Below are 25,022 nucleotides of genomic sequence, written 5' to 3'. Positions count from 1 at the left end.
GCATCGACGCCGCCCGAGCGCGCAAGGCCATGAAACTCAGACAGAAAGTCATCTTCCTGGCCATTACGCCGCTCATCCTCGCTCTGTGCGCCATCGCGTTTGCCGTGCGACACCAGGCGATTACCCTGGCCGAGCAGCAGCGCGCCACCATTCAGCAAGCGTATCTGGCCAGCAAGGAAGCCGAGCTCAAGCATTACGTGACCCTGGCCAGCCATTCCATCGCCTCGCTGTACCAGTCGGGGCGCAAGGATGACGCCACGCAAGAGGAGGCCAAGCGCATCCTGTCCGCCCTCAGCTATGGCGACGATGGCTATTTCTTCATCTATGATTTGCAGGGCAAGTCGCTGATGCATCCGCGCCAGCCCGAACTGGTGGGGCAGAACCTGTGGCAATTGCGCGACGCCGAGGGCAATCTGACCATCCAGCGCCTGATGCAGCGGGCCAAGAGCGGCGGCGGCTTCGAACGCTACAACTGGATCAAGCCGTCGACGAACAAGTCCGCGCCCAAGCTCGGCTATGTGATCCTGATGCCGGAATGGGGCTGGATGATGGGTACCGGCATTTATATGGATGACGTGGACCAGGCGCTGGCCAAGGTCGACGCCCAGCAGTCGCGCAATATCCGCTCGACCATGGAGCTGATCGCCGCCATCGCCATCCTCGGTTCCCTGCTGGTGGCCGCCTGCGGCCTCGTGCTGAACTTGCGCGAATTGCGCGTGGCCGACGCCAAGCTGAAAGTGCTGGCGCAGCGCGTGGTCGAATCGCAGGAGGAAGAGCGGGCGCGGCTTTCGCGTGACTTGCATGACGGCATCAGCCAGTGGCTCGTGTCGATCAAGCTGCAGATCGAGGCGGGCATCGCGCGCCTGGGCGGCAATGCGGAACAGAAAGACAAGGCGCCCGCCACGTTCGAGCGGGCCGCCGAACAGCTGAACAAGGTGCTGGGCGAGGTGCGGCGCATTTCGCACAACCTGCGCCCGGCCATTCTGGATGACCTGGGCCTGGCCGCCGCGCTCGACCACCTCGTGCATGAATTCAACGACAGCAGCAGCGCGCAAGCCAGTTTCACGGCCAGCCCCGCGGCGGCGGGCGAGGGCTTGCCCGATATGGTCAATACCGTGCTGTTCCGCATCGCCCAGGAAGCGCTGACCAATTGCGAGCGCCATGCCCACGCCCGCGGCGTGGAAGTGAGCCTGCACGAGACGGGCAAGGCCGTGGAACTGCGCATCCGGGATAATGGCGGCGGCTTCGATTTCGACGGCATCGCCTTGCACCCGCAGCGCGGCATCGGCCTGCGCAACATGACGGAACGCATGGAAGCCATCGGCGGCAGCCTGCACATCACCTCGTCCCTGGCCGGCACCGTGGTGCTGGCGCGGCTCGAGCTTTCCTCCACATTAAAATAGAGAACCATGACCGAGAAGATCAACATCCTGCTGGTGGACGACCACCCCCTCGTGCGCGACGGCTTGCGCGCGCGCCTGGAAGCGGTCGCGCATTTCGACGTCGTGGCCGAAGCGGGCGGCGCCGACGAAGCGTTGAGTCAGGCGCGCACGCACCAGGTGGACCTCGTGCTGATGGATATCAATATGCGCGGCACGAATGGCATTGAAGCGACGGCCCTGTTCAAGCAGGCGTTTCCGCAAATTGCCGTGCTGATCCTGTCCATGCACGACAAGCTCGAATACGTGTCGCAAGCCATCGCCGCCGGGGCGCGCGGTTATGTGCTCAAAGATGCTCCTGGTAAAGATATTGTGTTTGCCATCGAGACGGTGATGTCCGGCGGCATTTATTACAGCGCAGCGCTGGCGCGGCAACTGTCCCGGCCGCAAGTCCACGATTCCTTCCTCACCACGCGCGAGCAGCAGGTGCTGCAGCACATCGCGGCGGGCCAGTCGAACAAGCAGATCGCCCGCGCGCTCGACCTGAGCGTGCGCACGGTGGAGACGCACCGGCTGAACATCAAGCGCAAGCTCGGCATCGAAGGGCAGGCTGAATTGATCAAATATGCGGTCGAGCACGCGCATGGCGGCAGCGCCTGAGCATGCGTGCGCGGTACCGGGTTTTTGGCTGACCCGCATGGCAGGCGGGTCTCGCGGGGGAATGTTCTTTTTGAACATCTATTGCCAAAATTAAACTGTTTCGTGGGTGAGATTCAGATAGAATGATTCTCGCTGTCGAGGGCATCTCTGTCGGGCCAGGGTTGCCAATGCTGGTCAGTTTATTTACTATGGCGCCCTACCCACACTGAGATACCGATGTCAGCGTCTGAATCAAACCTGTTTCCGTTGGTGGGATTACAAGCAGTGGCCAATGCTCATAACGAGTGGGTCGCTGTCACCTTGCATGTACCGCAGGCCTCGACGGCGCCGCTGCTGGCGGCGCTGGCCGCTGCCGATGCGTATGCCTTCCTGGCGCCGCTCGATTGCATCATTCCCCTGACCGACCCGCATGGCGTGGACGAGGCCGTGCTGGCGCAACTGGCGCCGCAACGCACCATCTTCCGTTTGCCGGCCCAGCTTGCCGGCGACAAGCAACTCCAGAAAAAATGCCGGCAATGGCGCGATGCCGGCTACCGCATCCTTCTCGATGGCGCCGACGCCAATCCCGTGGTGGCGGCGCAAGTCGACGCGCGCGCGCTGAGCTTTGACGCGGCAGGCGCACAACCGGCCCTGCATCAGCTGCTGCCCTTGCCGGGGCCGCACCTGGCCTACAACATCGCCGACGCGGGGCAGATTGCCGCATTGCAAGAACTTGGCGTCAGCTGGTTTGCCGGCGATTACGCCTTGCAGCATGCGCGCCAGCAAGGCGAGCCGGAAGACGCGACATCGCGGCGCCGGCTGATGTCGCTGCTGGGCCTGCTGGCCCGCGATGCCGACGCGCACGAGCTGGAAGTGCCGCTCAAGCAAGACCCGGCCCTCAGCTATCATTTATTGAAACTGGTCAATTCAGCCGCCTTCGGTTTCACGGCGCCGATTACCAGCTTCAGCCAGGCCATCACCCTGCTGGGCCGGCGCCAGCTGCAGCGCTGGCTGCAACTGCTGCTGTATGCGCGGCAACAGGACGATGGCAAGATCCACGCGCTGCTGCCGCTGGCGGCCGTGCGCGCGGCGCAGATGGAAGCGCTGTGCCAGTTGCGCGGCGGCGACCGCGACGCGCAAGACCTAGCCTTCATGGCAGGCGTATTTTCGCTGCTTGACGTCCTGCTGGGCATGCCGATGGCAGAGATCATCGCCACCCTGAACCTGGCGCCCGAAGTCAGCGCCGCCTTGCTGGAACGCAATGGCGAGCTGGGCACCTTGCTGGCGCTGGTCGAAAGCGCCACGCCGCCGCCCGAGGGCTTGCGCCGCGCTGGCATCGATGGAGAAACCTATTGGCGCAGCCTGCTGCAGGCCTACCAATGGGCCATCCAGGTCAGCCGGAACCTCTAGCATGGCCCTGTTTCCGGTGTCGGATTTCCTCGGTGACAGCGCCGCCCTGTGCGACGCCGTCGTGCGTTTGCGCGGCCCTGCGCTGGTCGCTGAGCTGGGCCGTATCGCCAGTACGGTGATGGCCAGCCCGCATGGCCAGTTCCTGCCTGCGGCCGGCACGGACGCCGCTGTGCCGGCCGTGCCGTTTCCCCGCGATACGCCCGCCTTGCTGCAGGAAGTCAGTTTCGACGGCCACTGTTTCGGCCATTACAGCGTGGCCGGCCGTCCGCTGTATAACGACGCCGACCGCCGCCACCTGGCCAGCCTGGCATCGTTGACGGCCGGCGTCCTGCAAGTGCATTCGCTGGCGCAACGCTCGACCCATGCCTACGCGCAAGTCGAAGCCTTGCTGGCGCAGCAGACGCAAATCCTCGACCAGTTGCACGAATCCGTGCTGACGATGGACTTGACGGGCTACATCACCAGCTGGAACAAGGGCGCCGAGCGCCTGTTCGGCTACACCTCGGTGGAAGCCGTGGGGCGCAACATTTTGTTCCTGTACGATGACGAAGACACGGGTTTCCACGATGCCTTCCTGGAGCAGGGGGGGCGCCTGATGGAGGTGCGCCGCCGAAAGAAGTCGGGCGAGGTCTTCTGGGCCAGCCTGTCCCTGTCTCCGCTGCAAGATCTGGACGACAAGCCGATCGGACTCATCGCCTACCTGACGGACATCACGGAACGCAAGCTGGCCGAAGAGCGGCTGCACCACCTGGCGTATTACGATCCGCTGACCAGCCTGCCCAACCGCACCTTGCTGGCCAAGCTGGTCGACCAGGCCCTCTCCGTGGCGCAGCGCAGCAAGATGCTCGGCTGCGTGCTGTTCATCGACCTGAACCGTTTTAAGCTGATCAACGACACCCTGGGCCGGCGCATCGGCGACGAACTGCTGCGCCAGGTCTCCCTGCGTTTCCGCCAGGTATTGCGCGACCAAGACCTGGTGGCGCGCCTGGGCGGCGACGAGTTCGCCGTCGGCCTGTTCGACATCGGCCAGCATTTCGAAGCGAGCATGGTGGCGCAAAAGCTGCTGGCCTCGTTGGTGGAGCCGTTCCTGATCGAAGGCCACGACTTGCGCGTGGGCGCCAGCATCGGCATCAGCGTGTATCCGCAAGACGCGCAAGATGCGGAAACCCTGCTGCGCCTGGCCGACATCGCGATGTACCGCGCCAAGCAGGACAGCGGCGGCGAAGCGGAAAGCGTTGCGTTCTACAGCCAGGACATGAACCTGGGCATGCAGGCGCGCATGCGCCTGGAAACAGGCTTGCGCCAGGCTTTGTCGGAACAGCAACTGCTGTTGCACTACCAGCCGAAATACGCCCTGGGCAGCGGCCGCATCATCGGCGCCGAAGCGCTGGTGCGCTGGCACCACCCGCAGCACGGCATGATCCCGCCCGCCGAGTTTATTCCTTTGGCCGAATCGACTGGCCTGGTGGTGCAAGTGGGCGAATGGGTACTGGAAGCGGCCTGCGCCCAGGCGCAAGCGTGGAAACTGGCCGGCCTGCCGCCGATCCGCCTGGCCGTCAACGTGTCCGCCCGCGAATTCACGGCAGCGCTGCCCGCCAGAGTGGCGGCGACCCTGGCCCGCTACGGCCTGGAAGCGGCCTGGCTGGAACTGGAAATCACGGAAAGCACCCTGATGCACAACATCGAGAGAGTCATCGGCATCATGGACCGCATCACGGCCTTGGGCGTGGCCCTGTCCCTGGACGACTTTGGCACCGGCTACTCAAGCCTGTCCTATTTAAAACGTTTCCCCATCGACACCCTGAAGATCGACCGATCGTTCACCACCGGCATCCCCACCGACGCCAGCGACTGCGCCATCGCCAGCACCATCATCAGCATCGCCCAGCAGCTGCACCATAAAGTGATCGCGGAAGGCGTGGAAACGGCCGAGCAACTGGCCTTCCTGAAGAGCTCAGGCTGCGACGAAGTGCAGGGCTATCTGTTCTCGCGCCCATTGCCGGCCGTGGAGTTCGAGAAGGCGCTGCGGGAAAACTGGGGCGTGTAAGGCAAGCGTGCCCGCTCTTTCCTGTCGGGCAAACGGTGCTAGCCATTGGTAAGCCACGGACCTTTATGTATAATGCTGCCATCTGGAAGCGTGGCCGAGTGGTTGAAGGCACTAGTCTTGAAAACTAGCGACGGGTTAAACTGTTCGTGAGTTCGAATCTCACCGCTTCCGCCAGGAATAAAGAAACCGCCTTCGGGCGGTTTTTTATTGCCTGGAGGAAGCGAGCAGGGCGCCTGCGCGCCCTGCGTGTGAGATTCGGGGCGGGCTGGGCCTACCGGCCCAGCCCGCCCCGAATCCTCCATCTGCTGCCGCTGTGCGGCAGCCCGCGCGCCGCAGGCGTGCGTTTCGTGGTTCTAATCAGCTTTTCGGCTGCGCCAGCTTCCACAGCGCCCAATGCATTGGTCCATGTCTGAAAGCCGGACTAGCTCAAACTGACCAAGAACTGACACCGGCCAGCAAACACTTAAACCACAGCAGCACTAAACGATTCGGGTCGCCGCGCAAGCAGATGAGACAGCCGTTGCAGACCCGCCTGCAAGCGTCCACGGTCCTTGATGCTGCCCAAAGAGATACGAATGGCATTCACGGATACGCTGCCAGTGGCGAATGCCTCCGCAGGCGTGACTGCGATGCCGTAGCTGGCGGCTGCATGCGCAAGCTGTGAGGAGTTCCAATATGCCGGCAACTCGAGCCATACATGCAGGCCATCTCCAGCGCCGCTGTAGCGCCCCGCCAGAATATCGCGCGCCATCCGGTGGCGCAGGCGCGCCTCCTTGCGTACGCCTGCCAGCAATCCGTCAGCCGAACCGTCGAGTATCCACTGTGTGGCCAGTGCGGCTGTCAGAGGGGCGACCATCAGCGCAAATGATCTGAGGGCGACCAGGAAGCGTTCGCGTTCCTCCGGGTCGCGTATCAGCACGAAGGCGACACGCAAGCCGGGCGTCAGGCATTTTGACAGGGTGGAGATGTAGACTACCTGTTCCGGTGCAAACGTGGCGACAGGCGGTGGCGGGGCATCGGCAAGCAGCCAGTAGGGATCGTCCTCGACGATGCGTACATTGCAGCGCTGCGCGATGCCGGCGATCTCCTTGCGCCGGCGTTCCGGCATGGTAATGGCGGTCGGATTCTGTAATGTCGGATTGAGGTAGACCAGCCGGGGCTTGTGCTGGCTGCATGCTTGCTCAAGCATCTCGGGCAGCATCCCGTGCTTGTCCGCTTCCACGGCAATGACGTGCCGGCCGAATTGGGTCGCTGCGGCACGCAAGCCGGGATAACTCGTCGGTTCTGCCAGGATGACATCGCCAGGTTCCGTCAGCGCAAGGATCAGTGCGGCGATCGCCGCTTGCGCACCGGGACACACGACAACCTGTCGAGAATCCAGATGTCCAAACATCGGTGCCAGCCATTTGGCGCCAGCCTGACGGTCGGAGTCACTTCCTCCGCCCAAGTGGTAAGTCATCAGTAACTCATTGTCTGCTCGCATCAATACTTGCGACAAACCTTGTTTCAGCATGTCGTCGAAGTCCACGCCATCGGGCGGTGGTGGGGTATTCATGGAGAGGTCGAGGATAGCGGTCAATTCGACTTTTGGCGCCGCGACATACGTGCCGCGAGCGCCGCGGCCCTCCAGCAAGTTGCGGCGCCTGGCTTCGTCGTAGGCGCGCGTGATCGTCGTCAGATCGACGTCCAGCTGTGCTGCCAGGTGGCGCTGTGGAGGCAGACGGTCACCCGGTGTCAGCGATCCATCTGCCACCGCCGCCTGCAAGGCGTCGGCAATCTGCAAAAAACGTGGCCCTCCGTGCGTCAGCAATCGCGGCAACCAGATAGTCAAATGTTCATCTTGTATGGTTTTCAACTGGGACATTTTGTCTCAATGTATGGAGATTGTTTTGAGGTAGTATGCATCATAACGTGCAGCAACACCAATCTTGCATGGCAGTCGCTGACGTTTCTCCTCTCTCATCTGCATTCGGCACATCGCTGCGCTTGATGCCATGGTTATTTCATAGCTGGCTATAATGAAAGAATCAAACAGGATGCCTGGGGGATGGTTGGAGCAGAAGCTGCTGAAGCAGCGTTTTGAGGCAGTGCTCCTCACGATAGATAGTGTCAAGTAATAGACTGGAAATATTTAAAATGCTGGATTGGACCCCTATAGTTTTCGTTACCTTCAAGGCTCTCGTGCTCGGCACGGGCATGTTCTTCGCCATCAAGTGGCATTACGATCAAGGGAAGAAGGATAAGGACAAGGCGAAGCAGAATCGCGCTGTGCTGCGCGCGAGTGGGAAGGTGGTCGCAGGCTTCGTGCTATTGCTCATGGGCCTGGGACTCGTCACCTTCGTCGTTGTCAGGATGGTCGGTTTGGACATGACCCTCCCATGATGGCAAAGAATAGGCGGCCGATATCGAGTGATGCGGCAGCCATTCCCCGATGCGCTAGTGGCTAGCCCCGCGCGCCGCATGGACGTGTATCGGCATTTTGTGGTAATTCAAATAATACTAACCAGCCAGCGTGGTGTATAACGAATAGACGTCACGGCATGTGTGACGCATGGCACCGGCGAGTGCTGTACTCGCCAGGAAACCTCATAAGGAGAGCGCTATGCCAAAGTATGTTATTGAGCGTGATATTCCCGGGGCTGGAAAGTTATCAGAGCAAGAGCTTCAAGCCATTTCGCAGAAGTCATGCGGTGTACTAAACAAGATGGGACCACAAATTCAATGGCTCCAAAGTTATGTGACCGGCGATAAAATCTACTGTGTTTACATCGCTGCAAATGAAGAGCTGGTTCGCGAACATGCCCAGCTAGGCGGCTTCCCTGCGAACCGTGTGTCGGAGGTTATTTCGGTCATTGATCCGACTACGGCGGAGTAGTGCCGCCCAAGTACTGTAGCCTCGTCCTTGGCGGAGCTTCGCTCTGGTAATGCTGAACGTGGCCAAGCCGTTGCCGCCGCGCGGCAGCTCCGCGCGCTGTGGGCGCGCGTTCGATTATCTAATCAGATTTCGATTGAGCCAGCTTTCACAGCACCCAACGCATCAGTTCGTTTCTTCAATCCTCACCTGATCATTTACGCGCGACCGGCCCCTTATCGACCGGCACAAACACTTCCCATTTATGTTGTATCGTGGGCTTTACGGTCTTGTCGCAATTCACAGCAACATTCGGTCCAGACAGGCCATGGCTCTTCGGAACCCATCTCACCCGCAAAGCTACCGCACATTTTGCCACCAGAATCTTCCGGTTCGGCTCCAATACCTGCCAGCTTGTTCCATTTTTGGAATTCTCGGCAGCCATGAATTTTACTGCTGCATCCCTGATTTCAAACAAGCCATGTATGTCACCGCGTGTCCGATCCTCGTCAAGCGTAGCAGCGAATGCCGATGCGGTACCGGCGGCAAGAACGCCGACAAGGGCGGTGCACACGCGTTTATTCAATCGTAACGGTAGCAACATATTTACTATCCAAATCGGCAACTTCGCCACCCTCACAAAATCAAGCCACTTCACCGCGTCGATAAACAAACTCCTGACGGCTAATACCCTGCGTAACAAAGTCCGCATCCGGCGGTATGGTTTCCCAGAAAAACACATGTTTAAAAATGGGGATTTTGTTGAATTTTTTCGAGCGGAATATCCATCTGTTTTTCGTGAAATCGCTGTAGCGGTCGCCTTTGAACTGCTTGTGCACAGTGGTGAAAGGAAGCAACCTTTCCGCAATATCCGGGAATGAATAATCGGGATGGTTTTCCTTGAATTTCTCAAAAATTTCAAATTGATCTCTGCAGATAACTTGAATGGCAGTTTCCGGAAAGCGATAGCGCGGGGACCACAGGACGTTCCAGCCTGATTCGATTTCATTGATGAAATTCACCAGGCGCGGCGTCATGATATAGGCATCCGACTCGATATGGATGATCTTATCCACGCCTAATTCATTTGCCACCTTGACCGAGTGGAGAAAGCTGCGCCACCAGCCAGGGTAGTCGGCCCCGCTTTGTCGTCCCAGATTGTTATCGAAGCGAATGATGAGATTTTTATCGCCATTCGACGCCAGCGGAGCGCTATGGGAAACGGTATTGATGATTTCGGCAGGTGGAAGAAATGGCGATCCATCATCAATCATTATCTTCTTTACCGCATTGATAGGAACATCTTTGTAATAATCGAGCCACCGCTGATACCGACTTCCCCATGATGGGGCATCTTTTATAAAGCTGGTGCAGAATATAATGGCTTTCATTTGCTCAGCACATTCTTTGTATTTGAAAAGTTCAGGTTATTCATGATTTGATCATTAAAATTTTCAACTATTTTAACAGATTGGAGGCGCCCTAATAAATGAATGGACATCCCGGCGATGCGGTGCCGCCTCCGCCCGCAGTACAGGCGGCCAAGCATCAGCGCAAGGCCAAGAGGCCCCCAGGCTGTTCACTGATGTCGTAGCGTCCATATGCCTCAATCATCGCTGGTGATACTATCCCCATGGCAAAGGTCTCCCATGCGCAATCTTCTTACACCCGTGAACCAATGAAAAACACCACTATCGAATATCGTCATAACTTTCCCCTTGATCCGCTGGACGTTGTTCGTGTGTTCGATCAATTCGGCATCAAGCGGCCCACCAGCAACCTTCCGCGAATCGCGCGCATGTTTGCCGCGCCTTGCCTGGTGCTGTCGGCATGGGTGGATGGCGAGCTTGTGGGGCTGGCCCGTTCGCTGACCGACCATGCGTATTGCTGCTATCTCTCGGACCTGGCCGTAGACAAGCAGTACCAGGGCCTCGGTATCGGCAAAGAACTTGTCAAACGCACCCAGGCCATCATCGGCGAGGAAGTGTCCTTGATATTGCTATCCGCCCCCGATGCCATGTCCTATTATCCGACACTTGGTTTTGAGCCTGCCGGCAATGCTTTCGTCATTCGGCGCAAACATTGAGTGAGCGCTTCAAGCCATTCCTGCGCCCTGATGAAACCTGTCTACACCCTCGCCGAAGCCCTGGCACAAGACCCGGCCCGTATCGCCAAGACCCGATCTCTCACTCTCGACAGTTCCAGGCCCCGCATGGGCCTGAAAGGCAGCCAAGGCCTGTTCGCTTCGGACGAATGGTGGGAAAGCATCAAAGCCGGGCGCATCCAGACGCAAACGGTGACGGGCAGGATCGAGCGCACGTATTTCGCGGGCCAGGATAGCCGGCGTGGCGATCAAGTCAACAGTTTTACCTTGCGCCTGGCGGATGGCTCGACATTCGACGAGAGCATCTACACGCACCGCAAGCAGGACACCAAGCTGTTCGTGCCTGGCGCCATGGTGACGATGGTGTATGCGCTGGACGAACTCAAGGAGCAGCCGGCCGCCGACGGCAGTGTCAATGTGGCGCGTATCGTGCTGGAAGGGTATTGTGTTTTTCAGCCACACCAGCCATCTGCATAGAATTGACCTCGGACAAATTCCTCACTGGAATTCGTTTGACCGCCTCACGCGCCAGGTCTAGAGTCAACAAGGAGACTTCAACCGACTGCGTCCCCCCATGGCCAAGCCCTTTCCCCTGAACCCCAAGAACCCCGAACGCATCTGCTGGGGCTGCGACAAGTATTGCCCGCCGGACGCCATGCGTTGTGGCAATGGTTCCGAGCGCACGCAGCACCCAATCGAACTGTTTGGGGAAGGCTGGAATGACTGGGGGCTGGCGGCTGCCGACAAGGCCGACAAAGAGCAAGAGCATAAGCCGTGATGGCAACCCCCACCACGCATTGACCCGCTACAATTCCTCATCGCATCCGCGCCGAGGAAATACCCATGCAAGCAACCCTGTCCCGCTGGCTGGAAAGCCATGCCGGCGATTGCCCATTCGTCGAGCATCCAGCCGTGTACACGATCGCCCAAGCGCTCATCCATGTGCCGGCCATGTCCGGCTTGATGGTGAAAAACCTGTTCGTGCGCGACGAGAAAGGGCGCCGGCATTTTCTCGTCATCGTGCCTTTCGACAAGCGCATCGACCTGGCGGCGCTGGGACGTTTGCTGCCGTCGAGCAAGCTGAGCATGGCTTCGCCCGAACGCCTGCTGCAGCACCTGGGCATCACGCCTGGGGCCGTCAGTCTGTTTGCGCTGATCCACGACAGCGCGCAGGCGGTGGAACTGCTGCTGGACCAGGCTGTGTGGGACGCTGATTCAGTGCAAGCTCATCCGCTGCGCAACACGGCCACGGTGGCGCTGTCGCATGCCGCCTTCGTCGATTTCCTTGCGCATACAGGCCACGTGCCCCGCATTCTGAACGTACCGGCAACTATTTAAATAGGGTCTTTCAATGCCCGGTCACGGGCGCGCCGCCGCTGCGCCGTCCCGGCCGGAAACCGTGTTCGCGGGTCGACCAGGCGACAAGGAATGCCAGCACCAGCAAGCTCACCATCGCCCACGGGAAAGCGCCCACGCCCCAGGTTTCCAGCAGGGCGCCACCCACCACGCCCGCGGCCGCAATCGCGCCATTCCACGCCACCACATTCATCGACAAGGCCACGTCGGCGCCGCTGCCGGCCGTGTCGGCCAGCGCTGTTTGTAAAAGTGTTGCCGCGCCGCCAAAGCTCAGGCCCCAGATGGCCATGCCCAGGTAGATCGCAAAGGGAATGTGCGCTGCGATACCCAGCACGAGGGCCGTCGCGGCGAACACGGCCAGGCTGGCCAGTACGGTGGCGCGCAGGTGGCGCTCGACCAGTTTGCCCGTGATCCAGATGCCGGCCATGGCGGCGGTGCCGAAGACGAGCAGCACCAGGTCGATTCGCTCTGTCAATCCTGCCGGAGCCACGAACGGGGCGATGTAGGTGTAGAGAATGTTGTGGGCCAGCATCCAGGCGATGACGACGGCCAGCACGGGGCGCACGCCCGGCGTCGTGAAGACGCGGCGCAGGGGCAGACGTTCATGGATGGACTGGCCCGGGTAGTCAGGCACCTTTGCCAGCACCCAGGCGATCAGGATCAATGTCAGCGCGGAAATGATCCAGAACGCGGCGCGCCAGCCGACGAGCGAGCCGAGCAAGGTGCCCAGCGGTACGCCCAGGGATAGGGCGACGGGCGCGCCCACCATGGCCAGCGCCAAGGCGCGGCCTTGCTGATGCGGCGCCACCATGCGGCGCGCGTAGCCGGCGAGCAAGCTCCACGCCAGCCCGGCCGCCATGCCGGCAAAGAAGCGGGCCGCCAGAGTCAGCCAGTAATGGGACGACAGGGCCGTGACGGTATTGAACACGAGAAAGCCGATGATGGTCAGCAACAGCACGTTGCGGCGGCGCCAGCCGCGCGTGGCGATGGTGAGCGGAATGGCCGCCAGCAACGAGCCGAGCGCGTAGGCCGTGACCATTTGCCCGGCCAGCGCGGCACTGATGCCGAGGCCCGCGCTGATTTGCGGCAGCAAGCCGGCGGGCAAGGTTTCCGTGACGATGCAGATAAAACCCGTCATGGCCAGGGCCAGCAGGCCGGCAACGGGGAGGCGGTCGGCCAGCGCAGGGCTGGTTCCGGTGGTGAGCGTAGCGTGATTCACGGCAAACATCCTTGTCAAGTAATCGGGCGCAGGAATCCCCCGACCGTTATAGCGGTACATATGTATCGATCGGTATAAATATAGGCGATGGCGTGCAACGTTGTCAACGACTTCTGTATCGAGTAGTATGTAAGTGGATGAAAGGGAGCGATCGATGGCGCAAATGGGACGGCCGCGCACGTTCGACCGGCAGGCAGCGGTCGAACAGGCCATGTTTTTATTCTGGCAGCAGGGGTATGAATCGACGTCCTTGAGTCAGCTCAAGGTGAGCCTGGGCGGCGGCATTTCCGCGCCCAGCTTTTATGCGGCGTTCGGTTCAAAAGAAGCGCTGTTCCGTGAGGCGGCGCAATGTTATCTGGACACGTTTGCACGCGTGACGGAATGCCTGTGGGACGATGGCCTGGCGCCGCGCGCGGCCATCGAGCAGGCCTTGCGCCAGTCGTCCCGCATGCAGTCCGATGCGGGACATCCGCCCGGCTGCATGGTGGCGCTTGGCTGCATGAGCGCGCCGACGGCCGAGCATGCGGCCGTGGCTGCACCGCTGACGGCTTCGCGCGCCCGCACGCGCGCCGGCTTTGTGCGCTGCGTGGAGCGGGGCATGGCCAGCGGCGAATTGCCCGCAGATACGGATGCAACGGCGCTGGCATCCGTCTTCGACAGCTTTTTATCGGGCGTGTCGATTCAGGCCCGCGATGGCGTTGGCTACGCCGTGTTTGACGTTGCCATCACGCAGTTGATGCGCGTGTGGGATGCCAACAGCTTGATCGCCTAGGCCGTAAAGCGAAACTCCAGCACATCGTCGCCATACTTGTCCGTCTCGCCCGTCGCCGTCCAGCCCAGGTAGCGGTAAAAGCCGTAGGAGCGCGAGGCGGGGTCGCTGGAGCAGCCGAGGAACAGCCGCTGATGGCCTTGCGCCCGCAGCTCCATCATCACCAGTTCCAGCAAGGTCTTGCCGATGCCTAAGCCTTCGAATTCCGGCAGCAGGGCCAGGACGATGATTTCGCCCGTGTCGCGTTCGCCAAAGCAGTAGCCGGCCAGTTGGCCATCGTGATGGCAGACCTGGCCAGGCAGGCTGCCCGAGCGCATCATTTCCGCCCAGGAATCGGCCGTGATACCGACTTCCGCCAGACGTTCTTTTGGGATGGCGTTTTGCCGCGTCTTGCCGCGCAATTCGATGAACGCGGGAGTGTCTTCCGCCTTGGCGGCATGAAAAGTAATCGATGCTGGATGTGTCGTCATATGTGTTGTTCGATGGTGTCGGATTGGGGGGCAAATATCACTCCCAGGATTTGCGCATGATGTGCGCATGGCGCTGCCAGTCATATACATGGTTATTCTCGATGGCTTGCTGGCCAGGATTACCGCTATCGATGATTTCATCCTTGACGATGATCAAGTCGTTTTTTTCATTCAAGCGATATTCACGGTAGCGTTCGCAATCCTGTTCGCGCCGGGCGGTGGCGATTAATTTGTCAGCCCGCCACTTATAGCTGTCTTCATAAAAACATTGTGCCGCGCAGCCGCAATTGGGGATGCCGCCTTTGATTGCTCGATCGGCCATGCTGATATCCAGATTCGGAATGGCTGATAGTGGTTTGTTGAAACGGTATTGCTTCGCCGGCGAATCCCACAGCCACACATCGGAACAGCGGATGCGCCCCTGGCTATCCGTGTAGCCGGTGACCCACAGGTCGGCCTGGCCGTCGAAATTCATGTCCAGCAGCAGCGCGTGCAAATTGCCCGTGCCGCTGCTGCTGCAACTGCCATGGATCCACTGCTTGCCGATTTTCAGCCGGTAGGTCTGTTTTTCATCGTGGTTCGCATAGCGGATATCCGTGGCTTGCCGTACTTTGCCTGTCGCGGCTTTGTCCAGGTGCAAGGTGCCGCAATAAGCCGAGGTGGAAATCAGGGATAAAAGCAGAGCAATCAGTTTCATGGCGATATTCTTGGGCAGGCAATTGGGCGCAATACCCTGATTGCATCAGGCGGAGAGCGATCATAACGCATGATTTGGGCAATGCGCCACACCATTTCCTATCGTGCATTCTGCACGGAACAGTGCTTGTACAATGCCAAAAAATCCCCGAATAAGGAATTCTGATGACATCCTCTCCCGAATCTTTGAATGAAGCGGGCATCCTCGCTTATAACGACGATAACCACGCCGAGGCGTTCAGGCAATTCGACGCGGCCGCGCGCACTGGCGACCCGGCCGGCCAGCATTTACTGGCCAGCTTGTATTACCAGGGGCATGGCGTGACGCAAGACTTGCCGAAAGCGGTGGAATTGTTCACGGCCGCCGCGCAAGCGGGTTTTCCGCCGTCGCTGGCCAACCTCGCCCTGATGTATGCGAGCGGTGATGGCGTCGCGCAAGACATGGCGCAATCGCTGGCTTACGGACGCCAGGCGGCCGAGGCGGGCGATGGCCAGTCGCAATTCAACCTGGCGCAGGCGTACCGCAAGGGCGATGGCGTACCGCAAGACTATGCCGAGGCGGCGTTCTGGTACAAGCAGGCGGCCGAAGCCGGTTCCCTGTCGGCGCAGAATGAATACGGCTTGCTGTACGCGCAAGGGCAGGGCGTGGAACTTGATTATGTGCAAGCGTACGCGTGGATCGCCATGCCGGCCGAGGCGGGCAGTACGCAATCGATCAAGAACCGCGACCAGTTGCTGGAAATCCTTACGCCCTCACAGCAGCAAGCGGCGCGCGCACTGGCGGCCGAATATGCGGCCCAATATGGCGTCAATCCCCACTAAAATAACACCTGACAAAACCTACTGCGCGTCGTAATTTGCGGTCTGCGATGCTCACTGTACCTTCGTACAGTTGCGCTTCTCGACCACAACTTCCTTCCGCTCGCTACGGTTTTGTCAGGCGTTGTTAATTTGGTTTTAACGGCAGTTTGATCAGCTCGCCGGCCGCATCGAGCTCATAGCTGTCGAAATCGCGTGCGAGGAATAGTTCGCCCGAGTAATGCAGCCGGGCCTCCGCTTCCAGCTCGGCCATGCCTTCCGCATGGTGATAGCGGGCGCTGAAGTGGGTGAGGATCAGGTTTGGCAAGCGCACCGCTTCGGCGAACTGCGCCACGCGCTGCACGGAACTGTGCGTGGGGCCGGGACCCACTTTCTGCAGCATCGCTTCCGTGTAGGTGGCTTCATGCACGAGCAGTTGCGCGCCGGCGCAGGCGTCCGTCAGCAACGACGGCGTGTCGTTGTCGCCGCCGATCACCACCGTGGCGCGCTGCGTTTCCGTCTGGCGGAAAGCGCCGGCCGCTAGTACCGTACCATCGTCGAGTGTCGCATCCTGGCCCGCCTGCAAGAGTCCCCAGGCGGGACCGGGCGGTACGCCGGCCGCCAGCAGGGCCGGCTTGTCCAGCTTCCATCGGCTCGTTTCCAGCGCAAAACGGTAGCCAACGCTTGGCGCCCGGTGCGACAGCGCGTGGCGCTCGATGGTCAGGCCCGCTGCTTCATGCACGACTGGCGCGCTGTCCACGTCGATATGGATCAGCGGGTACGTCAAAAACAGTTCCGTGTGCAGCAAGGTGGCATCGATCCAGGCCTTGATGGCGGCCGGGGCGATCAGCAGCAGGGGCCTCTTGCGTCCCGTCATCGAGGCGCTGGCCAGCAGGCCCGGCAGACCGTAGCTGTGGTCGCCATGCACGTGGGTGATGCAGATGCCGACCAGGTCGTGCACGGACAGGGGGATGCGCTGCAGCCGGTGCTGCGTCGCTTCGCCGCAATCGATCATCCACCAGTCGCGGTTGTGCGTGGTTTGCAGGGCCAGCGACGTGACGTTGCGGTAGCGCGTGGGCACGCCGGAAGAGGTGCCGAGAAAAGTCAGTTTGAACATGCCCGCATTATGCGGCAGCCGTGCGGGCTTGCCAATGTTCAGCCCACCGGTGGCACCTCGTCTGCCGTGTAATCGACAAAACCGTCGCGGCGGCAAAAGCTGGCCAGTTGCATGCCGGCCTGGCGCGCGATGCGGATGGCCAGCGAGGTGGGCGCCGAGATGGTGGCGACGAGCCCGATATGCATGCGCGCCGACTTGCGCACCAGTTCATAGCTGGCGCGGCTCGACAGGAAGACGAAGCCGTCGTGCATGGCGATGCGGTGCAGGGCCAGGTAGCCGATCAGTTTATCCAGGCCGTTATGCCGGCCCACATCCTCGAACACTTTCACGATGGCGCCCTCGGCCGTGCACCAGGCGGCGGCATGCACGCCGCCCGTCTTGTGCATCAGCTCCTGGTAGGGCAGCAGTTCGCGCGCGGCGCGGCCGAGGATGGCGCTGCTGGCGACCAGCGGCGGTAGGGGACGCGTGATCTTTTCCGGCACCAGGTCCAGCAGGGCCAGGCTTTCGATGCCGCACACGCCGCAACCGGTGCGCCCGGACATCGCGCGGCGGCGGCCCTTGAGCCGCATCAAATCCGGCTGGGCAATGGTCAGCCGCACTTCCGCGCTGTCCTCGCCGCAGCACACGTCGAGGTCGTAGATGTCGCGTACGCTGCCGACGATGCCCTCCGTCAAGGTAAAGCCGACGGCGAATTCCTCGAGGTCGCGCGGCGTAGCCATCATCACCGCGTGGGCGATGCCGTTGTAGACGAGGGCTACGGGATACTCCTCGGCCACCATGTCGTGGCCCGCCGTGGCCACACCGGCCTGGTGGCGCACCATGGGAACTTCCAGGAAACCGTCGCGTTCGGTGGTAGTGGTATCAAAGTCCATGCTGTTCTCCCGTTAATTGATTTGATAGCGCGGGCAGGGCTGGATCGATGGCGGCAGCGGGTCGCCGTTCAATTCCAGCAGCGAGCGTTCTGTTTCCCGCGTCATGGCGTTCAGGGCCAGGCAGTTGGGCGCCAGGCCGAACGGTTCGGCGATCTGTTGCGCGATGGCTTCCAGCGCAAACAGGGTGTAGGCAACAAAGACGGAAATGAGGGGCGTGGCCACGCCGATGGCGTCCACCAGGCCCAGCGGCAGTAAAAAACAGTACATGTAGACGGTGCGGTGCACCAGCACGCCATACGGATATGGAATCGGCGTGTTCTTGATGCGCTCGCAGCCGGCCACGGTGGCGGCCAGGTCGTTGAGCTGCGTGTCGAGCATCCACAGCAGCTGCGTCTGGCCCGGCTGGCGCCGCACGGCGTCGTACAGCATGGCCCGTACCGCATGCAGCACGGCGACGGGTTTGAAGTGGATACCTTGCAAGCGCTGCACTTCCTCGGCCGGCAGGTAGCGCGCCAGGTCTTGCTGCGGATCTGTCTGGCGCAGCTGGTGCTTGAGCGCGTAGACGAAGGCGGTCAGGCGGCGCAGCAGCAACTCGCGGTCCAGGCCGCTCGTTTCCTGCGGCAGATACGTGATCGCCTGCGAAGCCAGGGCCCGTGCGGCGATCAGCAATTGCCCCCAGATATGCCGCGCCTCGACAAAGCGCGCATAGCTGGCGTTGTTGCGAAAGCCGAGAAAGATCGCCAGGCTGATGCCGACCATGGGAAATGGCGCCGTATCGAGCGGAATCTTGACGCCGAAGATACGGCCATCCGTCAGCAAGGCCAGCGAACTGACGACCAGCATCAGCAGCAATTGCGGGATGATGGCTTGCAGCACCGAGCCATCCCATACGAACAGCATGCGAAACCAGTTGGTGGTGGGGCGGATAATCATGATGGAAGACGCATGCCGTGATGCCGGTTAATGTTTCCGGGGCACGACTTTGCCCTCGAAGACGTAGTATTGGAACAGGTTGTAGCCGATCATGATCGGCAGCATGGCACCCATGCCGATGAGCATGAAGATCAGGGTCGGCTCATCCGAGGCGGCCGCCGCGATGCTCAGCTTGCCCGGTACGAGGTCGGGGAAAAAGCTGATGGCCAGGCCCGCGAACGAGGCCAGGAACAGCACGATGGCGCCGCGGAACGGGCCGCGCACGCCGTTCACGTGCACGGCCCACAGGATGTAAATAAAAGCGCTGGCGGCGATGGCGGCCAGGGCCAGCAGCACGCCGAATACGCCCGGCTGCGCCCAGCGGTCGTGGCCGATGGCACTGAAGACCATGGTGCCGGCCGACAGCACGATGGCGGCCGCGACAGTCGCCAGCACGCTGGCCGTCGCATAGCGGCGCGCCGCCGCTTCCAGCTGGCCGCCCGTCTTCTTGATCAGGTAAGTGCTGCCCAGCAGGCAATAGCCGGCCACCACGCCCAGCGCCGTGCAGGCCGTGAAGATGCCGCTCAGCCAGCCCGGCTGCAAGCCCGTGATGACCTCGCCCAGCACCACGCCTTGCGCCACGGCGGCCAGCAGGCTGCCCACGCCGAAGATCACGTCCCACAGGCGCTTGTTGCCGGCCGCATGGCGGAACTCGATCGAGGCACCGCGCATGATCAGGCTGGCGATCAGCAGCATGATGGGAATGTACAGCTGTTCCAGCAAGGTGGCGTAGGCGCTGGGGAAGGCGCCGAACAGGGCGCCGCCCACTACGACCAGCCAGGTCTCGTTGGCGTCCCACACGTGCTCGATAGACTGGAAGATCAGGTTGCGTTCCTGCTCGCGGCGGGTGAACAGGCTGAGGATACCCACGCCCAGGTCGAAACCGTCCGTGACCACGTAAAAGATCAGCATCAGGCCGATCAGGCCGAACCAGGCATTGCCCAGCATGGCATGCGAATTGATATCCATTACAAACTCCTTGATTGGTAGCGGCGCATTTCAGTAGCCCACGGCATGGGCAGCGTCCGGCAGCGGCAGTGCCACGTCCGGGCCTTGTTGCAGCCATTTCTTGGCAAACACAAAGAAAGTGACGAACAGCACGATGTAAAACACGAAGAACATCAGCATGCTGCCGGCCACGGCATGGGCCGCCACGTCGGAGACGGCGTCGCGCGTGCGCAGCAGGCCGTACACGACCCACGGCTGGCGTCCCACTTCGCGCACGATCCAGCCGCACTCGACGGCGATGTAGGGCAGCGGTATTGTCAGCACCCAGGCCAGCAGCAGCTTTCGGTTGCGTACGAACTCTTCCACCCGTCCGCCCGCCTTGCGCCAGACCACGAAGGTCCAGAACGACAGCAGCACGAACCACATGCCGATGCCGGCCATGGCGCGAAACGCGTAGTACAGCAGCGGCAGCATGGGCGGCTGGTCTTCGCGGGCGATGTCGGCCAGGCCCGTGATCTTGCCCGTGGCGCTATGCGTGGCGATCACGCTGAGCATGCCGGGCACTTCGATCGACCAGTCATTCTTTTGTTCAAGCTGGTTGGGCCAGGCCAGCAAGGACCAGGCCGCGCCTTCACCATCGCGGTTCGTGTGCCAGTGGCCTTCGATGGCCGCACCCTTGGCGGGCTGGGTCTTGAAAACATCGACGCCGCTCGAATCGCCGAGCCAGACCTGCAACGGCGCGATGATGAGCAGCAGCATCAGCGCCAGCTTGAACGAGCGGGCGAAGAAGGCCGGTTCGCGGCGCTTGAACATATACCAGGCGGAAATACCGGCGATGACGAACAAGCCCGTTTCCACGGCGGCCACCCACATGTGGCCCACGGCCCAGGCCATGTCGGGATTGAAGATGGCGGCCACGTAATCGGTGACGATGATCTTGCCGTCGACCACGCGCACGCCGGCCGGCGTCTGCATCCAGGAATTGGCGACCATGATCCAGAACGAGGAAATGCTGGAGCCGAGCGCCACCATGCCGGTGGCAAACAGGTGCACGCCTTTCGGTACGCGGCCCCAGCCGAACATCATGACGCCGATGAAGCCCGCTTCCAGCATAAAGGCCATGGCGCCCTCGAAGCCGAGGATGTTGCCGATGAACTGGCCCGAGTGGTGCGAGAACGGCGCCCAGTTGGTGCCGAACTGGAATTCCAGGGGAATGCCGCTGACGACGCCGACGGCAAAGTTCAGCACCAGCAGCTTGCTCCAGAAGCGCGCGTGGCGATAGTAGACGGGGTCGCTGGTGCGCAGCCACAGCGCCTCGACAACGAACAGGAACAGCGACAGGCTGATCGTCAATATGGGCCACAGGATGTGGAAGATGGCCGTCATCGCAAATTGCGCGCGCGACAGGTCCAGGGTATCGAAACCGAACATGGCGTTCTCCTGATCAGCTGAGGGCGGCCGAAGGCGACAGCAGCACGGGGATGGATTTGAAGGTCGGCGTGCGCGAACCTTCGCCCACGCTGTCGAGCGGCACCAGCGGATTGGTTTCCGGGTAGTAGGCGCCGATGCAGCCGCGCGGGATGTCGTACTCGACCAGCAGGAAGCGGTCGGCGCGGCGTTCGATGCCGTCATGCCACACGCCGATCAGGTCGACCCAGTCGCCGGCCGCAAAGCCCAGCATGGCCAGGTCGTCCTTGTTGATGAAGACCACGCGGCGCTGGCCGAACACGCCGCGGTAGCGATCGTCCATGGCGTAGATCGTCGTGTTGTACTGGTCGTGCGAACGCGTGGTCATCAGCACCATCAGGCGCTCGCCATATTGCTGGCGCGCACGGTGGATCGGCGTGTCCAGTTCCACGGCGTTGACGATGAATTGCGCCTTGCCGCTGTCCGTCTTCCATACCCGTTCGCGCGAGGCGATTTTCAGGTGGAAACCGCCCGGCTTGGCTATGCGCAAGTTGTAGTCGAAAAAGTCATCGAATACTTGCTCGATGGAGTCGCGCAGCAGCGCATAGTTGCCGGCATAGCGCAGCCAGTCGATCTTTTCGCTGCCCACGGTCGCTTGCGCCATGCCGGCCACGATGGCGATTTCCGAACGCAGATTGGGCGAGGCGGGCTGGTTCATGCCGAACGAGATGTGCACCATGCTCATCGAGTCTTCCACCGTCACGCCTTGCGCCACGCCCTGCTGCACGTCGATCTCCGTGCGGCCCAGGGTGGGCAGGATCAGCGCATCCTTGCCATGCACGAGGTGGCTGCGGTTGAGCTTGGTGGCGATGTGCACGGTCAGGTCGCACGAGCGCAGCGCGCCCCACGTGCGCGGCGTGTCCGGCGTGGCCATCGAGAAGTTGCCGCCGAGCGCCACAAATACTTTGACTTTCTTTTCCAGCATGGCCGCGATGGTGCCGACGGCGTCGTAGCCGTGGTGGCGCGGCGGCTCGAAGTTGAAGACGAGGCCCAGGCGGTCGAGGAATTCCTTGGTCGGCTGTTCCTCGATGCCCATGGTGCGGTCGCCCTGCACGTTCGAGTGGCCGCGCACGGGACACAGGCCCGCGCCGCGCTTGCCGATATTGCCGCGCATCATCATCAAGTTCGACAGGATTTGCACGGTGGCCAGCGAGTTCTTGTGCTGCGTCACGCCCATGCCCCAGGTGGCGATGACGGCCTTGCCTTTCACATAGATCTGCGTGAGCTCTTCGATCTTGTCGCGCGCCACGCCCGATTCGGCCAGCAGCAAATCCCAGCTTTCCGCGCGCAGGTCGGCCGCGAACGCGTCGAGGCCCGTCGTGTGTTCGGCGATGAAGGCGCAGTCGAGCACGCGCTCCTGGCCGTGGGCGATGGCCTCGTCATCGAGCTCGACGACGCGCTTGGCCATGGCCTTGATCAGCGCGAAGTCGCCACCCAGGGTCGGGCAGATGAACAGCGAGCAGATGTTCGTGCTGCCGCCCGTCAGCATTTCCAGCGGATGCTGCGGACTCGTGAAGCGCTCCAGGCCCCGTTCGTGCAATGGGTTGATGGAAACAATGGTGGCGCCACGGCGCGATGCTTCGCGCAGTTCGCCCAGCATGCGCGGATGGTTGGTGGCCGGATTCTGGCCGAACAGCAGCAGGGTGTCCGCATGCTCGAAGTCGTCGAGCAGCACCGTGCCCTTGCCGATGCCCACCGTTTCCGGCAAGCCACGGCTCGTCGCTTCGTGGCACAGGTTGGAGCAATCAGGAAAATTGTTGGTGCCGTAGGCGCGCACGAACAGCTGGTACAGGAAGGCCGCTTCGTTGCTGGCGCGCCCCGATGTGTAGAAGGCGGCCTGGTTCGGGTCGTCCAGCGCGTGCAGGTGGTGCGCCAGGAGGGCGAACGCGTCGTCCCAGGAAATGGCCTGGTATTTGTCGCTGGCGGCGTCGTACACCATGGGGTCCGTCAAACGGCCATGTTGCTCCAGATCATAGTCTGACTGCCCCATCAGTTCGGTGACCGTGTGCTCCTGGAAAAACTCGGGGCGCACGCGCTTGCTCGTCGATTCGGCGGCCACGGCCTTGACGCCGTTTTCGCAGAATTCAAACGTCGACGCGTGTTCGCGGTCGGGCCAGGCGCAGCCGGGACAGTCGAAACCATCGGGCTGGTTTTGCTCGAACAGCGAGCGGTAATTGCCCGCGCTGACTTTTTCCTTGAACAGATTGATGGCCACGTACTTGAGGGCACCCCAACCGGCCGCGGCATGGGTGTAGGGCGCGATGCGCGCGTCGGACTTTGGCTTGCTCATGATGACTCTCCTGGTGATATGCGATGGGACAATCACATGGTAGGGGCGGCGGACAGCCCCATAGGCGCACAGTTCCGGCTAAAAAAACAGAGTACAGATGGCAAGACGACGATGCCGGTCGCGCCGGCGCCGGCCGTGATTTATGATGTGGACAAGGAGAAAAACATGCACAAGGAAGACAAGGAAGTGGGAGTCGACGCGGCACTGATAGCCCTGCTGGCGCTGCTGTGGCAAGCGCGGCAGGAGGCGTCGGAAAAACCGTGGTCGCTGGCCAAGCTGGCCAAGCGGGCAGGAGTACAGATGAGCACTTTGCTGCGCCAGCTCAATGCGCTGTCCAGCGCGGGACTGGTGACCGTTGCCACGGCGGAGGGTGGCGGCGGCAGCGCTTCGCTGAGTACGGCGGGCGCCGAGCTGTGCGCCAGCATGTTCGCGCCACCAGGAGAGTAAAGCCGAATCTGTACTCTATCGCCTGGCGCCGGACTGTACCTCCTTGAGTGCCTGCTTTCGTCCTATGCTACTTCCAGACGAACGCACATCAAGGGGAAGCACAATGAACACCATCAGGTATCCGCAGCCAGACCATAGTGAGCCGTGCGTGGACATGCTGGGCCGCCCCCTGACGGACTTGCGCATTTCCGTCATCGACCAGTGCAATTTCCGCTGCACCTATTGCATGCCGGCCGAGCTGTACCCGAGCGATTATCCGTTTCTTCCCTCCAGCGAGCGCCTGTCCTTCGCGCAGATCGAAACGATGGCGCGCGCCTTCGTGCGCCTCGGCGTGAATAAAATCCGCATCACGGGCGGCGAGCCGCTGCTGCGCAAGAACCTGGAGCAACTGATCGAGTCGCTGGCGCGGCTCACCACGCCGGACGGGCGCGCCGTGAGCATCGCCCTGACGACGAATGGCAGCTTGCTGGCGGCCAAGGCGCGTTCGCTGAAGGATGCTGGCCTGGACCGGGTCACCGTCAGTCTCGACAGTCTGGACAACGGTATTTTCCAGCGCATGAATGGCGTCGACTTTCCTGTCGAGAAAGTGCTGCACGGGATCGAGGTAGCGCAAGCCGTGGGATTGAGCCCCGTGAAGGTCAACATGGTCGTGCAGAAAGGCGTCAACGACAGCCAGATCGTGCCGCTGGCGCGCCGCTTCCGCCACACGGGCGTGATCCTACGCCTGATCGAATTCATGGACGTGGGCGGCATCGGCGCCTGGTCGCGCACGCACGTCGTCACGTCTGACGCGGCGCGCGCGCTGATCGCCGCCGAATTCCCCCTCGTGTCGCTGGGCGAAGGCAAGCCTGTCCTGCACGAGACGGCCAGCCGCTACCGTTACCTCGATGGCGGCGGCGAAGTGGGTTTTATTTCCAGCGTGTCGCAGCCGTTCTGCGGCAACTGCAGCAGGGTGCGCGTGTCGTCGGACGGCAAGCTGTTTACTTGTTTGTTCGCCCAGGACGGCCTCGACCTGCGGCCCCGGCTTGACTCCGGGCAAGAACTGGAAACCCTGCTGCGCCAGCACTGGCAGCGGCGTGGCGACCGCTATTCGGAAGTGCGCGGTGCACTGGCCCAGCTTGGCGGGCGCAAGCAGTATCCCACCGTGCGCATGTCGCTGGTGGGCGGGTGA

Annotated in this window: 26 protein-coding genes and 1 tRNA gene; 15 read left to right on the top strand and 12 right to left on the bottom strand. The window is 61.6% G+C overall.

Annotated elements, in window-relative coordinates:
* Positions 1-29: 29 nt before the first annotated feature.
* The 5 genes from AC54AG_RS23850 to AC54AG_RS23830 all read left to right on the top strand — a co-directional run bounded on the left by AC54AG_RS23850 (position 30) and on the right by AC54AG_RS23830 (position 5,649).
* Positions 30-1,403 carry a cache domain-containing protein gene (locus AC54AG_RS23850; RefSeq protein ID WP_034759099.1) on the top strand — a complete coding sequence of 458 codons (1,374 nt, stop codon included), beginning with the start codon at positions 30-32 and terminating at the stop codon, positions 1,401-1,403.
* Between the two features lie 6 nt (positions 1,404-1,409).
* Positions 1,410-2,039, top strand: coding sequence for a response regulator transcription factor (locus AC54AG_RS23845; protein ID WP_070302435.1), 630 nt, complete (start codon positions 1,410-1,412; stop codon positions 2,037-2,039).
* A 264-nt stretch (positions 2,040-2,303) separates the two neighbouring features.
* Complete coding sequence (locus tag AC54AG_RS23840; RefSeq protein WP_496631735.1) at positions 2,304-3,428, top strand: EAL and HDOD domain-containing protein; 1,125 nt, start codon at positions 2,304-2,306, stop codon at positions 3,426-3,428.
* Between the two features lies 1 nt (position 3,429).
* Entirely contained in the window at positions 3,430-5,475 is a 2,046-nt protein-coding gene (locus AC54AG_RS23835) for a putative bifunctional diguanylate cyclase/phosphodiesterase (RefSeq protein ID WP_496631734.1), read from the top strand.
* Between the two features lie 84 nt (positions 5,476-5,559).
* Positions 5,560-5,649: transfer RNA gene (locus AC54AG_RS23830), tRNA-Ser, on the top strand.
* Between the two features lie 289 nt (positions 5,650-5,938).
* Here AC54AG_RS23830 and AC54AG_RS23825 read toward each other — a convergent pair.
* Positions 5,939-7,339 (bottom strand): aminotransferase-like domain-containing protein, encoded by a 1,401-nt coding sequence (locus AC54AG_RS23825; RefSeq protein ID WP_496631733.1) that lies wholly within the window; start codon positions 7,337-7,339, stop codon positions 5,939-5,941.
* A 272-nt stretch (positions 7,340-7,611) separates the two neighbouring features.
* Here AC54AG_RS23825 and AC54AG_RS23820 point away from each other — a divergent pair, with 272 nt between their 5' ends.
* Both AC54AG_RS23820 and AC54AG_RS23815 read left to right on the top strand, forming a co-directional pair.
* The gene (locus AC54AG_RS23820) at positions 7,612-7,857 is read left to right on the top strand and encodes a hypothetical protein (protein ID WP_034759085.1); all 246 of its coding nucleotides are present in this window, start codon (positions 7,612-7,614) and stop codon (positions 7,855-7,857) included.
* A 220-nt stretch (positions 7,858-8,077) separates the two neighbouring features.
* The gene (locus AC54AG_RS23815; protein WP_034759082.1) at positions 8,078-8,350 is read left to right on the top strand and encodes a DUF4242 domain-containing protein; all 273 of its coding nucleotides are present in this window, start codon (positions 8,078-8,080) and stop codon (positions 8,348-8,350) included.
* A 190-nt stretch (positions 8,351-8,540) separates the two neighbouring features.
* On the opposite strand, the gene AC54AG_RS23810 is transcribed toward AC54AG_RS23815, so the two are convergent.
* Both AC54AG_RS23810 and AC54AG_RS23805 read right to left on the bottom strand, forming a co-directional pair.
* Entirely contained in the window at positions 8,541-8,930 is a 390-nt protein-coding gene (locus tag AC54AG_RS23810; protein ID WP_200873075.1) for a hypothetical protein, read from the bottom strand.
* 40 nt (positions 8,931-8,970) lie between these two features.
* Positions 8,971-9,717 carry a hypothetical protein gene (locus AC54AG_RS23805; RefSeq protein ID WP_496631732.1) on the bottom strand — a complete coding sequence of 249 codons (747 nt, stop codon included), beginning with the start codon at positions 9,715-9,717 and terminating at the stop codon, positions 8,971-8,973.
* A gap of 242 nt (positions 9,718-9,959) precedes the next feature.
* Between AC54AG_RS23805 and AC54AG_RS23800 the strand changes: the two genes are divergently transcribed.
* The 4 genes from AC54AG_RS23800 to AC54AG_RS23785 all read left to right on the top strand — a co-directional run bounded on the left by AC54AG_RS23800 (position 9,960) and on the right by AC54AG_RS23785 (position 11,768).
* Positions 9,960-10,412 (top strand): GNAT family N-acetyltransferase, encoded by a 453-nt coding sequence (locus AC54AG_RS23800; protein ID WP_496631731.1) that lies wholly within the window; start codon positions 9,960-9,962, stop codon positions 10,410-10,412.
* Positions 10,413-10,442: 30 nt separating this feature from the next.
* Positions 10,443-10,907, top strand: a complete 465-nt coding sequence (locus tag AC54AG_RS23795; protein WP_496631730.1) for an immunity protein RhsI2 family protein — start codon at positions 10,443-10,445, stop codon at positions 10,905-10,907.
* A gap of 97 nt (positions 10,908-11,004) precedes the next feature.
* Complete coding sequence (locus AC54AG_RS23790; protein WP_070304137.1) at positions 11,005-11,208, top strand: DUF3079 domain-containing protein; 204 nt, start codon at positions 11,005-11,007, stop codon at positions 11,206-11,208.
* A gap of 65 nt (positions 11,209-11,273) precedes the next feature.
* Entirely contained in the window at positions 11,274-11,768 is a 495-nt protein-coding gene (locus AC54AG_RS23785; RefSeq protein WP_496631729.1) for a prolyl-tRNA synthetase associated domain-containing protein, read from the top strand.
* A gap of 10 nt (positions 11,769-11,778) precedes the next feature.
* Here the strand turns inward: AC54AG_RS23785 and AC54AG_RS23780 are convergent, their stop codons facing one another.
* The gene (locus AC54AG_RS23780) at positions 11,779-13,014 is read right to left on the bottom strand and encodes an MFS transporter (protein WP_496631728.1); all 1,236 of its coding nucleotides are present in this window, start codon (positions 13,012-13,014) and stop codon (positions 11,779-11,781) included.
* A 145-nt stretch (positions 13,015-13,159) separates the two neighbouring features.
* Here AC54AG_RS23780 and AC54AG_RS23775 point away from each other — a divergent pair, with 145 nt between their 5' ends.
* The gene (locus tag AC54AG_RS23775; protein WP_496631727.1) at positions 13,160-13,777 is read left to right on the top strand and encodes a TetR/AcrR family transcriptional regulator; all 618 of its coding nucleotides are present in this window, start codon (positions 13,160-13,162) and stop codon (positions 13,775-13,777) included.
* On the opposite strand, the gene AC54AG_RS23770 is transcribed toward AC54AG_RS23775, so the two are convergent.
* Positions 13,774-14,244 carry a GNAT family N-acetyltransferase gene (locus AC54AG_RS23770; protein WP_496631726.1) on the bottom strand — a complete coding sequence of 157 codons (471 nt, stop codon included), beginning with the start codon at positions 14,242-14,244 and terminating at the stop codon, positions 13,774-13,776. The two genes, AC54AG_RS23775 and AC54AG_RS23770, sit on opposite strands and share 4 nt — an antisense overlap.
* A gap of 37 nt (positions 14,245-14,281) precedes the next feature.
* Positions 14,282-14,941 (bottom strand): XAC2610-related protein, encoded by a 660-nt coding sequence (locus tag AC54AG_RS23765; protein WP_496631725.1) that lies wholly within the window; start codon positions 14,939-14,941, stop codon positions 14,282-14,284.
* 164 nt (positions 14,942-15,105) lie between these two features.
* Between AC54AG_RS23765 and AC54AG_RS23760 the strand changes: the two genes are divergently transcribed.
* On the top strand, positions 15,106-15,762 hold the full coding sequence (locus AC54AG_RS23760; RefSeq protein ID WP_070304131.1) for a tetratricopeptide repeat protein: 657 nt from the start codon (positions 15,106-15,108) through the stop codon (positions 15,760-15,762).
* Positions 15,763-15,886: 124 nt separating this feature from the next.
* Here the strand turns inward: AC54AG_RS23760 and AC54AG_RS23755 are convergent, their stop codons facing one another.
* From AC54AG_RS23755 to AC54AG_RS23730, 6 genes are read right to left on the bottom strand one after another with little or no spacing between them, the layout of a single operon-like run.
* A complete protein-coding gene (locus AC54AG_RS23755; RefSeq protein ID WP_496631724.1) occupies positions 15,887-16,855 on the bottom strand; it encodes a ribonuclease Z in 969 nt (322 codons plus the stop codon).
* Between the two features lie 38 nt (positions 16,856-16,893).
* Positions 16,894-17,727: a formate dehydrogenase accessory sulfurtransferase FdhD gene (gene fdhD / locus AC54AG_RS23750; protein ID WP_034759049.1), complete on the bottom strand. Its 834-nt coding sequence runs from the start codon at positions 17,725-17,727 to the stop codon at positions 16,894-16,896.
* A gap of 12 nt (positions 17,728-17,739) precedes the next feature.
* A complete protein-coding gene (locus AC54AG_RS23745) occupies positions 17,740-18,660 on the bottom strand; it encodes a bestrophin family protein (RefSeq protein WP_034759046.1) in 921 nt (306 codons plus the stop codon).
* Positions 18,661-18,687: 27 nt separating this feature from the next.
* On the bottom strand, positions 18,688-19,668 hold the full coding sequence (locus tag AC54AG_RS23740; RefSeq protein WP_070304129.1) for a cytochrome d ubiquinol oxidase subunit II: 981 nt from the start codon (positions 19,666-19,668) through the stop codon (positions 18,688-18,690).
* A gap of 30 nt (positions 19,669-19,698) precedes the next feature.
* Positions 19,699-21,078, bottom strand: a complete 1,380-nt coding sequence (locus tag AC54AG_RS23735) for a cytochrome ubiquinol oxidase subunit I (protein ID WP_070304128.1) — start codon at positions 21,076-21,078, stop codon at positions 19,699-19,701.
* Between the two features lie 13 nt (positions 21,079-21,091).
* Positions 21,092-23,404 carry an FdhF/YdeP family oxidoreductase gene (locus AC54AG_RS23730; protein WP_496631723.1) on the bottom strand — a complete coding sequence of 771 codons (2,313 nt, stop codon included), beginning with the start codon at positions 23,402-23,404 and terminating at the stop codon, positions 21,092-21,094.
* Positions 23,405-23,569: 165 nt separating this feature from the next.
* Between AC54AG_RS23730 and AC54AG_RS23725 the strand changes: the two genes are divergently transcribed.
* Both AC54AG_RS23725 and moaA read left to right on the top strand, forming a co-directional pair.
* Complete coding sequence (locus tag AC54AG_RS23725; protein ID WP_070304164.1) at positions 23,570-23,851, top strand: helix-turn-helix domain-containing protein; 282 nt, start codon at positions 23,570-23,572, stop codon at positions 23,849-23,851.
* A 103-nt stretch (positions 23,852-23,954) separates the two neighbouring features.
* Positions 23,955-25,022: a GTP 3',8-cyclase MoaA gene (moaA, locus tag AC54AG_RS23720; RefSeq protein WP_139143443.1), complete on the top strand. Its 1,068-nt coding sequence runs from the start codon at positions 23,955-23,957 to the stop codon at positions 25,020-25,022.

The sequence above is a fragment of the Janthinobacterium sp. BCJ23 genome, assembly GCF_059617945.1.
This window is presented reverse-complemented; position numbering and strand designations above follow the sequence as displayed.